The organism is Paraburkholderia rhizosphaerae (assembly GCF_004366595.1).
Classification (GTDB): Bacteria; Pseudomonadota; Gammaproteobacteria; order Burkholderiales; family Burkholderiaceae; genus Paraburkholderia; species Paraburkholderia rhizosphaerae.
Window position 1 is genome coordinate 40,800 of record NZ_SORE01000032.1, and the last position, 12,274, is coordinate 53,073.

10 protein-coding genes are annotated in these 12,274 nt (G+C 60.4%); 9 read left to right on the top strand and 1 reads right to left on the bottom strand.

Annotated features, from left to right (window positions below; genetic code table 11):
* Positions 1–124: 124 nt before the first annotated feature.
* On the bottom strand, positions 125–430 hold the full coding sequence (locus BX592_RS29620) for an ArsR/SmtB family transcription factor (RefSeq protein WP_134196877.1): 306 nt from the start codon (positions 428–430) through the stop codon (positions 125–127).
* A gap of 128 nt (positions 431–558) precedes the next feature.
* On the opposite strand from BX592_RS29620, the gene BX592_RS29625 reads away from it, so the two are divergent.
* The 9 genes from BX592_RS29625 to BX592_RS29665 all read left to right on the top strand — a co-directional run bounded on the left by BX592_RS29625 (position 559) and on the right by BX592_RS29665 (position 12,242).
* The gene (locus BX592_RS29625; RefSeq protein ID WP_134196850.1) at positions 559–1,605 is read left to right on the top strand and encodes a cation diffusion facilitator family transporter; all 1,047 of its coding nucleotides are present in this window, start codon (positions 559–561) and stop codon (positions 1,603–1,605) included.
* Between the two features lie 261 nt (positions 1,606–1,866).
* Positions 1,867–3,189 carry a TolC family protein gene (locus BX592_RS29630; protein WP_134196851.1) on the top strand — a complete coding sequence of 441 codons (1,323 nt, stop codon included), beginning with the start codon at positions 1,867–1,869 and terminating at the stop codon, positions 3,187–3,189.
* Between the two features lie 10 nt (positions 3,190–3,199).
* A complete protein-coding gene (locus BX592_RS29635; protein WP_134196852.1) occupies positions 3,200–4,672 on the top strand; it encodes an efflux RND transporter periplasmic adaptor subunit in 1,473 nt (490 codons plus the stop codon).
* A gap of 63 nt (positions 4,673–4,735) precedes the next feature.
* The gene (locus tag BX592_RS29640; protein WP_134196853.1) at positions 4,736–7,990 is read left to right on the top strand and encodes an efflux RND transporter permease subunit; all 3,255 of its coding nucleotides are present in this window, start codon (positions 4,736–4,738) and stop codon (positions 7,988–7,990) included.
* The gene (irlR, locus tag BX592_RS29645; protein ID WP_134196854.1) at positions 7,990–8,676 is read left to right on the top strand and encodes a heavy metal response regulator transcription factor IrlR; all 687 of its coding nucleotides are present in this window, start codon (positions 7,990–7,992) and stop codon (positions 8,674–8,676) included. The genes BX592_RS29640 and irlR overlap by 1 nt, the downstream gene beginning before the upstream one ends.
* Entirely contained in the window at positions 8,670–10,061 is a 1,392-nt protein-coding gene (locus tag BX592_RS29650; RefSeq protein WP_134196855.1) for a heavy metal sensor histidine kinase, read from the top strand. Before irlR ends, BX592_RS29650 begins: the two co-directional genes overlap by 7 nt.
* A gap of 132 nt (positions 10,062–10,193) precedes the next feature.
* Positions 10,194–10,787, top strand: coding sequence for a cytochrome b/b6 domain-containing protein (locus BX592_RS29655; RefSeq protein WP_134196856.1), 594 nt, complete (start codon positions 10,194–10,196; stop codon positions 10,785–10,787).
* A 2-nt stretch (positions 10,788–10,789) separates the two neighbouring features.
* The gene (locus BX592_RS29660; protein WP_134196857.1) at positions 10,790–11,581 is read left to right on the top strand and encodes a molybdopterin-dependent oxidoreductase; all 792 of its coding nucleotides are present in this window, start codon (positions 10,790–10,792) and stop codon (positions 11,579–11,581) included.
* A gap of 46 nt (positions 11,582–11,627) precedes the next feature.
* On the top strand, positions 11,628–12,242 hold the full coding sequence (locus BX592_RS29665) for a hypothetical protein (RefSeq protein WP_134196858.1): 615 nt from the start codon (positions 11,628–11,630) through the stop codon (positions 12,240–12,242).
* Positions 12,243–12,274 lie beyond the last annotated feature (32 nt).

Genomic DNA, 12,274 nt, shown 5'->3' on the forward strand with positions numbered 1-12,274 from the left:
TCCGTCGAGGGCCGCAGTGAGGTGAGCTCCGGCCCTCGACGTGTTCGGTCTCGCGGGCCTTCTCACTACCGCGGCCCGCATCATCGAACGCCCCGCGCTTTGAACCTGCGAAGCCGGTACGCGCCTATCGCCGCGGATCATCCTCGATATCCATCGCTTCCGGCGCGGCTTCCGAAGCAGGTTGCTCGCACACATGCTCCGCCATGTCGCCGATCACACGCTTCACATGGTCATCGGCCGCCTCGTAGAAAACCTGCTTGCCACGCCGCTCCGCACGCAGCACGCGAGCGGCACGCAACAGGCGCAAGTGATGACTGACCAGCGGCTGAGACATCCCATATTTGGCAGCAATGTCCGACACGCACATCGGCGCGTCCAGACACGCGGCAATGATCTTTAGCCGGCTTGGGTCCCCCATTAACCGGAACATCTCAGCCAGTTCTATTACCCGGTCTTCAGTGAGTTCTCGTGCAGACACAAAAGTCCTCCGATATTTACATCAACGTATGTTTATATGTGTATATAATAAGCGAATTCTAGTTGTAGAGGACAATTCCCATGGCGCACACGCACGACCATCATGACGGTGACACTGGTCATCAGCATGGCGGCAGCCACGCCCATTCGCACGACGATCATGCGCATCCGAACCCTGGCCACGCGCACGCCCATGGCAAGCATGATCACGCGGGTCACAATCATCTTCATGGTGTCACTGACCAGCATCGGATCGGATGGGCATTCGTCATCATCGCCCTGTTCATGCTGATCGAGGTCGTCGGCGGCGTCATATCCGGGTCGCTCGCGTTGCTGGCCGACGCGGGTCACATGGTCAGCGACGCCGCGGCGTTGGCATTCAGCTGGGTCGCCATTCATTATGGCAAGCGCCCCGCTACGGCCCAACTGTCGTACGGGTACAAACGGCTGGAAATTCTCGCTGCGTTTGTGAACGGCTGCGCGCTGTTTGTCATCGCCGCATGGATTGTTTTCGAAGCGGCGCGCCGCTTTACCTCACCGGTTCCGGTCGCGGGCAAGACGATGTTGATCGTCGCGTTCGCCGGGCTCGTCGCCAACATTGCCGCGTTCGCGATACTCCACGGCGGCAATCGCGAAAACCTCAATCTTCGTGGCGCATGGCTGCATGTGCTGGGCGACATGCTCGGTTCGGTAGCGGCCATCATCGCGGCCATCGTGATTCTGCTGACAGGCTGGACGCCGATCGACCCGCTGCTGTCCATCTTTGTCGCTGTGGTGATCCTCAGGAGCGCGTGGGGCATCGTCAAATCGTCCGCGCATATCCTGCTTGAAGGCACGCCGGAAGGAATCCACGTCGCCGACATCAAGGTGGACCTCGAGCAGAATGTGCCGGAGGTGCACAACGCCCATCATATTCACGCGTGGTCGATCACCGGTGAGCAACATATGGTGACCCTGCACGTCCATCCGGCAGGCGACGCGAACGCACGCGATGTCGTTATAGCCGTTCAACGGCGCCTCGCAGTGCGCTTCAACATCGACCATGTGACAGTCCAGGTCGAGCAGCAGGAATGTTCCGATGTCCGTTCGTCGGAGGGCGGCGCTCGCCGCCATGCGGGAGATTGCTGAGCAGATGTCAGGTTGACCGTTAGCCGCTCCCTGCAATACCCCCTCTCCTTTTGTGGCGCAGGCGCTCATGAGCGCCTGTCGTCCGTCGCATGCCGCCCGCTGGCATCGTGGTTCCGTCGTTGCCGATAAAGCGCAGCCGACAGCAACGGCGCGTAACAGAAACGCGGCTCGGCCCAACATGACAGAAATCTCATCTTCGCGTCATGTTGGCACTGCGTCGGAAACTTAGCATTCCAGACATGCTAACTGCCGTTCGCCATCATGCTTGCACGCTACATCCCCGTCATCTCGCTCGCTATCGCGGCAAGTTCCGTCAGTGCACAGTCGCTCGCGCCCGCCGTCGGCACAGATAGTCGGCAATCGGTCGCGCCTAACCCGTCAACGGTGACGCGAACGAATTCACCGCTGACCCTCGAAGACATCCTGGGACTTGCGGCACAGTCAAACCCGGCGTTCAGAGGAGCCCGCGCGGACGCCGATGCGTCGACCGGAACATTCATTCAGGCCGGGGCACGTCCGAATCCGGAATTGTCGTTTCTGCAGGAAGGTTCGGGAAACACGGAGCGCACGACAACCGCGCTGCTCAATCAGACGATCGAGCTCGGCGGCAAGCGTCGCGCACGACTCGATGTCGCGTCATACGGACGCGAAGTCGCACTCGCGACGCTCGACGGCCGCGCCGCGGCACTTCGTTCACAAATCATCGCGGCGTTTTATGGATTGCTTGCCGCGCAGCGCCAGCAACAGGTGGCCGCGGAGACAGCGGCGATCGCGGCGCGCTCAGCCGACCTGGCCGACAAGCGTTCGCGCGCCGGCAAGGTTTCGCCGGTCGAAGCGACCCGCGCGAAGGTCGCCGCGAGCGGTGCACAGATCGAACTCGCCAATGCGACGACCCGTGTCTCCACGGCCGCCGAAAAGCTCGCGACGGCAACGGGCGATGCCGCTCTTCGAGAGCATGCGGTCATCGGCGATCTCGAGTCGATCCCTGCCGTTGAGCCGCTTTCACTGCTACTCGCGCGCATCGAAGATTCGCCTCTTTCCCGCGCGTCGAAAGCTGAAATGATGAGAAGCCATGCCGCGATCTCCGTCGAGCGTGCGAAAAGGATCCCGGATGTGACGGTCAGTGCCGGTATGAAACACGTCGTCACCGGAGGGGTGCCGTTTAACCAGGCGGTGATTGGCGTTTCCATTCCGTTGCCGATCTTCGATACGAACAAGGGTGCGCTGCTCGAGGCGGTTCATCGCGCGGAAAAAGCGAGCGCCGATTTCGACAATGAAAAAGCGGCGCTCAGGCTCGAATTGACCCAGACGTACGCGAGCTACAAAACGGCGAAACACGAAGCGGAACGCCTCAAATCAGAGGTCCTGCCGACCGCCCGCGACGCGCTCGACGCAACGTCGCGCGGCTATGAGCTCGGCAAGTTTGCTTTTCTCGACGTGCTGGACGCGCAACGCACGTTGTCCAGCGAGCAGTCGCGATATGTGCAGGCGTTAACCGACGCGCATCTTGCGTACGCGGACCTTGGGCGGCTAATGGGTACGCCGTTGCCGTCGCTCGCCTCCCCGATCAGCACTCAACGATAAAGGACACATCATGCGGTGGAAAAAAACCGTCCCCGTCATAGCGGCTGCGATCGCAGGAGCGTGCATCGCACTCGCCGCCTTTGCATTGACGCGCGGGTCATCGACAGATGCAGCGCTGGCCAGCGCGTCTATCGGATCTTCGGGCTCGTCGCAGCCGGCGCAGCATCGCGGAACGATATTGAATGCCGACGGCGTAACCGTCGAAATCGTGCTGTCCGAAAAGGCCGATGATGCGAGGCTGATCGTATATCCATCCGTCAACGGACAACCTGTGAATAGCGGCGTATCCGTCCGTGCGGTGTTGACGCGTTTCGACGGGACCACTGAGAACATCCCGTTTGTCGCGGCTGGCGACCGGTTCACGTCGACACAGCCGATTGCAAAGCCTCACGTGTTCGACGCAACGATCGAAGTAACCCGCAATGGGAAACCCGCGCGCTTCGCTTATTCCCGCGCCGACGGCACGGTGACGTTGAGTCCGCAACAAACCCAGGCAGCCGGCATCGAACTTCAGAAGGCCGGACCTGCCAACATCGCATCGACCGTTCAGATGCCCGGAGAGATTCGGTTCAACGAAGACCGGACCGCTCACGTGGTGCCGCGAGTCGCCGGCATTGTGGAACGGGTGGCGGTGTCGGTCGGTGAGAACGTGTCGAAGGGCCAGTTGCTAGCGGTAATCGCCAGCACCGACCTGGCTGATCGCAGAAGCGAGTTGCTGACAGCCGAACGCCGGCTCGCCGCCACGCAAACGCTATACGAGCGTGAACGCACGCTGTGGCAAGAGCGGATCTCCGCCGAACAGGATTATCTGCAAGCGCAAGTGCAACTGCGCGAGGCACAGATCGTTACGGAAAATGCGCGTCAGAAACTGTCGGCCCTCAATGCTGCCGTCAATCGCGGCCCGCTGAACCAGTACGAATTGCGCGCGCCGTTCGCCGGAACGATCGTCGCAAAACACGCGACCGCCGGTGAAGCGATCACCGCCGACGCGAATCTCTTCACCCTTTCCGATCTGTCGACCGTGTGGGCGGAGATCGCGGTGCCCGCACAGCATCTGAACGACGTTCGCGTCGGACGCGAAGCGACCGTCAACGCAACGGCGTTCGATTCGACTTCAGGAGGACAGATCGCGTACGTCGGTTCGCTACTCGGCGAGCAGACACGTTCCGCTCCGGCCAGGGTGGTGCTCCCGAACCCCGATCGCGTTTGGCGTCCCGGCATGTTCGTGAATGTGTCGGTCAATGCCGGCCAGCAGTCGGTGCCCGTCGCGATCAGCGACGATGCGGTGCAGGACATCAACGGCGTGCCGACCGTCTTTGTCGGATCGTCAAAGGGATTTGTCGCGCAGTCCGTCAAAACCGGCCGCAAGGATAACCGCGTGGTGGAGGTGCTAAGCGGACTACGCGCTGGCCAGCAGTATGTCGCGGCGAACAGCTTCGTGCTCAAGGCGGAACTCGGCAAAGGCAGTGCGGAGGAAGAATGAAGCAGCCGCACGTTTCAGCGCGCGCGATGCGCAGCACACCGCCAACGTTCAGAGGAACCTCCAATGTTTGAACGACTGATCCGCTTTGCGATAGCCCATCGCTGGCTCGTGATGCTGGCCACCCTCGCGATCGCGGCAGTGGGCGTTTTCAGCTACCAGAAGCTGCCTATCGATGCGGTACCGGACATCACGAATGTTCAGGTTCAGATCAACACCGCGGCGCCGGGCTACTCGCCACTGGAGGTTGAGCAACGCATTACCTACCCGATCGAGACGGCGATGGCGGGACTGCCCGATCTCGACCAGACGCGCTCGATTTCCCGGTATGGATTGTCTCAGGTAACCGTTATTTTCAAGGACGGCACCGACATTTACTTTGCGCGTCAGTTGGTCAACGAGCGCATTCAGCAGGCGAAGGAGAAGCTGCCGGACGGCATTGCGCCGGCGATGGGCCCGACGTCGACTGGCCTCGGCGAAATCTACCTGTGGACCGTCGAAGCCGACGCGTCGGCCCGCAAGCGTGACGGGACGTCCTACACACCGGCTGACCTGCGCGAACTGCAGGACTGGGTGATCAAACCTCAACTGCGCAACGTGCCGGGCGTCACCGAAGTCAATTCAATCGGCGGCTATGTGAAGGAATTCCGCATTGCGCCCGACCCGACAAAGCTGATGTCGTATGGACTGACGCTCGCCGATATCGTGCGCGCACTCGAACGCAACAACGACAGCGTCGGCGCAGGCTACATCGAAAAACACGGCGAACAGTACCTGGTTCGCGTGCCGGGACAGGCCAGCTCGATCGACGATCTGGCCAACGTCGTGCTGACGAACGCAGGCGGCATTCCAGTGCGGGTGCGCGACGTCGCGCAGGTCGACCTCGGACGGGAACTGCGCACCGGCGCGGCGACGTCTAACGGCGAGGAGGTCGTCCTCGGCACGGTGTTCATGCTGATGGGCGAAAACAGCCGCGCAGTCGCGAACGCCGTTGCGCTGAAGATGGACGACGTCAACCGGTCGCTGCCGGCGGGCATCAAGGCGGTGCCCGTTTACGACCGAACCGTGCTCGTCGAGAAAGCCGTCAATACGGTAAAGAAGAATTTGCTCGAGGGGGCGGTGCTGGTCATCGTCATCCTGTTTATTTTCCTCGGCAACATCCGCGCGGCCGTCATTACCGCGCTCGTCATTCCGCTTTCGATGCTGATGACCTTCACCGGCATGGTGAACGCCAAGGTCAGCGCGAACCTGATGAGCCTCGGCGCACTGGATTTCGGCATCATCGTCGATGGCGCGGTGGTGATCGTCGAAAACTGCGTGCGGCGGTTGTCTCATGCGCAAACCCTGCTCGGCCGTCCGCTTGCACGCGACGAGCGGTTCTCCGAGGTCTTCGAGGCATCGCGCGAAGCACGCCGCGCGCTGATCTTCGGCCAGCTGATCATCATGGTGGTCTATCTGCCGATATTTGCGCTAACCGGCGTCGAAGGAAAAATGTTTCATCCGATGGCCGTCACTGTGGTGATGGCGCTCGCGGCGGCGATGCTGCTCACCGTGACGTTTATACCTGCTGCCGTTGCGCTCTTTATCGGCGAGCGCGTCGAGGAAAAGGAAAACCGTCTGATGACATGGTCGCGCCGCGCGTATGACCCGGTGCTGACCCGGTTCATGCAGCAGCCGAAACGGGTACTGGCAGTCGCCGCGATCATTGTTGCGCTGACGATCGGCGTGGCTACCCGTCTCGGTAGCGAATTTATCCCGAGCCTCAACGAAGGCGACCTCGCAGTCGCGGCGCTGCGGATTCCCGGGACAAGCCTGTCCCAATCGCTCGACATGCAAAAGGCGATCGAGCGAACCCTCAAGCAGCGCATTCCGGAGATCGACCGGGTTTTTGCCCGTACCGGCACGGCGGAGATCGCGGCGGACCCGATGCCGCCGAATCTTTCCGACGGCTACGTGATGCTCAAACCCACTGCGCAATGGCCCGACCCAAACAAATCACGCGAAAAACTGATCACTGAAATAGAGGCCGTGCTGGCCGAACTGCCGGGAAACGCGTACGAATTTTCACAGCCGATCCAGTTACGCTTTAACGAGCTTATTTCCGGCGTACGCAGTGACGTCGCGATCAAAGTCTTCGGTGACGATATGACGACGCTTAACGACACCGCACAGAAGATCGCGTCGGTTCTGCAAAAGGTCACAGGCGCATCCGAGGTGAAGGTTGAGCAGACAACGGGATTACCGGTGCTGACAATCAATCTCGATCGGGAAAAACTGGCGCGCTACGGCATCGCGGTCATGGACGTCCAGGACGCAGTGGCCGCGGCGGTTGGCGGTCGAAGAGCGGGGACGCTGTTTCAGGGCGATCGCCGTTTCGATATCGTGGTTCGGCTACCCGATGAACTGCGCTCGGATATCGAAGCGATCAAGCGGTTGCCCATCGCGCTGCCAGTGGCGGCTTCAGCTTCAGCTTCAGCTTCTGTGGCTGTGGCTGCGGCCAATGGCGTGATCGCGCAGGCGCCGTACGTGCCTCTGTCAGAACTGGCAACGATTTCACTCGGACCGGGACCCAACCAGATCAGTCGCGAGGACGGCAAGCGCCGGGTCGTCGTCACTGCGAATGTGCGCGGCCGGGATGTCGGCTCGTTCGTCGCCGACGCGAGACAGTTGATCGAGCAGGACGTGCCGGTGCCGCCCGGCTACTGGGTGTCGTGGGGCGGTCAGTTCGAACAGCTGCAAAGCGCGACCGACCGCCTGCGTGTTGTCGTGCCGCTCGCTCTTTTTATGGTGTTCGTTCTGCTGTTCATCATGTTCAACAATTTGAAGGACGGTCTGCTTGTGTTCACGGGCATCCCGTTCGCATTGAGCGGAGGCGTGATGTCGTTGTGGCTGCGCGGCATCCCGCTATCCATCACGGCGGCCGTCGGCTTTATCGCGTTGTCCGGTGTCGCGGTCCTCAACGGACTCGTAATGATTTCGTTTATCAGAAGTTTGCGCGAGAATGGCGCTGAACTCGACGCCGCCGTGCGTGAAGGCGCGCTAACGCGGTTGAGACCCGTTCTGATGACCGCGCTTGTCGCATCGTTAGGCTTCCTGCCGATGGCATTCGCGACCGGCACAGGCGCCGAAGTACAGCGCCCTCTCGCGACGGTCGTGATCGGCGGCATTCTGTCGTCGACAGCGCTGACGCTGCTGGTCCTTCCCGTGCTTTACCGGCTCTGCCATGCGGCGCCGGTCACGCAAGGCTTTAGAACAAGTATCGGTAACCTGGTCCCACGTCGGGTCGCGCAACGGTTGGGCGTTGATCGAGGAAATGCGTAATGCGAATTCTGATTGTCGAAGATGAGCTCAAGACTGGCTCCTATCTACGCAAAGGACTGAAAGAGGCTGGCTACGTGGTCGACTGGGTCGAGGACGGCATTTCCGGCCAGCATCAGGCCGAAACCGAAGAGTACGACCTGGTGATACTCGATGTGATGCTGCCGGGTCAGAACGGATGGACGCTTCTGCAGAACCTTCGGCGCAAGAAGTCCACGCCGGTGCTGTTTCTTACCGCGCGCGATGATGTCGACGATCGCATCAAGGGGCTCGAGCTGGGCGCGGACGACTATCTCGCCAAGCCGTTCGATTTCGTCGAACTGACCGCGCGCGTGAAATCGATTCTGCGTCGTGGACGGCCACGGGAATCCGATACGCTGCGCGTGTCGGACCTCGAACTCGATCTGACGCGTCGCAAGGCCACCCGACAGGGCGACACGATCATCCTGACCGCGAAGGAATTTGCGCTTCTATGGCTGCTGATGCGGCGTGAGGGAGAAATCCTCCCGCGTGCGACGATCGCGTCCCATGTGTGGGACATGAACTTCAATAGCGACACTAACGTCGTCGATTCCGCAATCCGTCGGCTCAGGTCCAAAGTCGACGACGCGTACGAGCCCAAACTCATTCATACGGTCAGGGGTATGGGGTACGTGCTCGAAGAAAGACAAACGGAAAACGGATGCTAACCCGTTTCGCGCCGCGCACGTTGCACTCACGACTCACAGCGCTTATCACACTGTGCACGTCAATCGTCCTCGCCTTCAGCGGGTTTGCGTTGTTTCAGGCGTTGCAGGGACGGCTCGACACGAACGCCCGCGAGCAGATGATCAACACGATCGCCGCACTGCACGCGCATCTGGAGGTCATGAAGTCAACTGACGAGGTGCCGCGAAACGCCGAGTTATGGACCGACCTGTTGCACGGCCACCAGAATATGGACCTGGCGATTGACGACCGGTCGGGAAACGCCCTTTTCCGCTCAAGCGGATTCCGGCCGCTTCCATCCGGCGCCTGGGCGCGGGCAGGACATAAGCCGCTGTCCATTGCATCGCGCGAATCCGGGCTTCGTTACCTCGCCGCAACCGCGTCGCTCGATGGCGCCGAAGTGCGCGTGGCCGTTCAATACAACAGAAACGACGACCTGGCATTGTTGCGCACATACGCTTATACGATCGCGGTGATCCAGGTATCGGGCGTGTTGCTGGCGGCCGCGTTCGCTTACGGAATTGCGATGCTGGGACTGAGCCCGCTGCGACGACTGATCGCGCGCGCCGAGGAAATTTCATCAAGCCGGCTGACCCTTCCGCTGCTCACGCTCGATGCCGCGGGTGATCTGAAAGAGTTGCAGCACGCGTTCAATGGGATGCAACAACGATTGAACGAATCGTTCACCCGATTGAGCCAGTTTTCTTCGAATCTCGCGCACGATATGCGCACACCGCTCACCAACCTGCAGGCGGCAGCACAGGTCGCGCTGTCCCGACCGAGAGGCGCGGCGGAATACCGGGATGTGATCGAGTCGAGTATCGACGAGTACCAACGCCTGTCGAGAATGATTGAAGACATGCTGTTTATCGCGCGCGCGGAGCGTGCCGATGCCGTTCTGGCGATTCGCACACTGGATGCCGCCGAGGAGGCCGCACGCGTGGCCGGCTACTACGAGCCGATGGCAGACGATGCGGAAATCTCGATCAAGGTGTTGGGGCACGCGCAAATCACCGCGGATCTGCTGCTCTATCAGCGCGCATTGAGCAACCTGATTTCCAATGCACTTGCGCACGCGCCCAAAGGAAGCACGGTCAAGATCGAATGCAGAGAAACCGACGCGACGACGGTCGTGTCCGTTTCAGATTGCGGCCCTGGTATCGCGCCGGAGCACGTGAACCGCGTTTTCGAGCGCTTCTATCGGGTCGACCCATCACGCCATGACTCGGCCTCCGGCACGGGCCTGGGTCTGGCGATCGTCAAATCGATCATGGACAGTCATGGCGGCCAATGCAGCGTGGTAAGCCGCCCCGGCGTGATGACAACATTCTTCCTGCTATTCCCGTTTCAGCCGCCCGTAATCTGATCCGGCTTTTCTGTAAGAAAAATTATCCATCGCTCAATGGAATAGTTTCGCATTGGTTACGTTCATGCATGGCGACATCGGATCGCACTGACAAAGTCAGATCATGCATAACGCATCAATCACGAGACCGCTTTGATTCATACAACCATACAACCCGCATGGATTCGCATCACGCACTGGGTTAACGCGCTTGCAGTCGTACTGATGGTGACAAGCGGCTGGCAGATCTACGACGCATCGCCGATCTTTCCAGCTTTACAATTTCCTTCGTCGATCACATTGGGTGGCTGGCTCGGCGGCGCCTTGCAATGGCATTTCGCGATCATGTGGATGCTGGTCGCGAATTTTGTCATTTATGTCGGGCTGAATATCGCTTCTGGACGTCTGCGCCGCAAGCTGCTGCCGATCAGCTTCAAATCGATTATCACCGATCTCGCCGCCGCGCTACGCGGCAAACTCGGGCATCAGGATCTCGCGCGCTACAACGCGGTGCAGAAGTTCGCGTATCTCGTTGTGATCGTCGATATCGCACTGGTGATCCTGTCGGGACTGGCGATATGGAAGTCGGTGCAGTTTCCGCTGCTACGCACACTGATGGGAGGCTACGACAATGCGCGCGTCGTGCATTTCGTCGCAATGAGCGTGCTGGTCGCGTTCTTCGTCGTGCACGTCGTGATGGTTGCGCTGGTGCCGCGCTCGCTGTTTCTGATGATTCGCGGACGGTAGCCATGGGATTTCGAAACAAGGCTCGGAAGCCCGATGCGTTCCTTTTGTCGCACGCCGATTCGATCATCAACGATGCGCGTAATGAACTGAAAGATCCGGCCCGTCGTCTGCTCGGAAAGCGGATTCTCACGCTCGGCGGCATCGCGATGCTGTCAGGCTGCGAATTGACCAATGACAAATCGGTGAACACGATGCTGCGCAGAATGTCGTTCTTCAACGACAATGTGCAAGCGCTGCTGTTCGATCCGAACGAGATGGCGCCGACCTATCCGGAATCGATGATCACGCGGCCGTTTCCGTTCAACGCGTTCTACGATATCGACGATGTGCCCGAAGTCGACGCCGGCAGCTACCGGCTCCAGGTAGGCGGCCTCGCGACCGGCAAACGTACGTGGACACTCGACGAGTTGCGCGCATTGCCGCAGGAAAGCCAGATCACGCGTCATATCTGCATCGAAGGATGGAGTGCGATCGGCCGCTGGGGCGGCGTGCGCTTCTCCGATTTCCTGAAGCGTGCGGGCGCGGACACCACGGCGAAGTACGTGTCGCTGCATTGTGCGGACAACTACTGGACCAGCATCGACATGCCGACTGCGTTGCACGCGCAGACGCTGCTTACGCTGTCGTACGACGGCGAGGTGCTGCCGCCGAAATACGGCTTCCCGATGAAGCTGCGTATGCCGACCAAGCTCGGCTACAAGAATCCGAAGCATATCGTCTCGATCAGCGTGACGAACGAATATCCCGGTGGTTACTGGGAGAATCAGGGCTACAACTGGTTCGGCGGTTCCTGATGCGCATTAGTCCACTTGTAGGTCAACAGTCCTTTACGGAGCATTCATGTCTATCCGCTTGAAACTTGGCGTCACCGTCGCGACGCTGACTTTTGCCACTGTCGTGCTCGCTCAAACGCCGTCGACCAAACCGACGCGCATCCGCGGCGATATTGTGTCGCTCGACGGCGACGTCCTGAAGGTGCATCGCCGCAGCGGGGATACGGTCTCGATCGAGCTCAAGCCGGCCGTTGCGGTGTCGGCCGTCAAGGCGCTGCAGCTGTCGGACATCAAGCCAGGCTCTTTCGTCGGCACCGCCGCAACGACCGGCACGGACGGCAAGTTGACGGCCACCGAAGTGCTCGTCTTCCCCGAATCCGCACGCGGCACCGGCGAAGGTCATTACGCATGGGACCTCGGTCCGAACAGCACGATGACGAATGCGAACGTCGACACGATTGTTCAAGGCACCAGCGGCCGGAATCTGAAGCTGTCGTACAAAGGCGGGAACAATGAAGTGACGGTACCGACTAACGTACCGATCGTTACGTTCACGCCGGCCGCGCGCACCGACCTGACCGCGGGCAAGAAAGTGTTCGTCGTTGCAACGCCTGCGTCGCAGGGCACGTTTGTTGCACAGCGCGTGGTAGTCGAAAAAGATGGCGTCGCTCCGCCGATGTAATGGTTTGGCAGGCCACATTCTTCGACAATGAA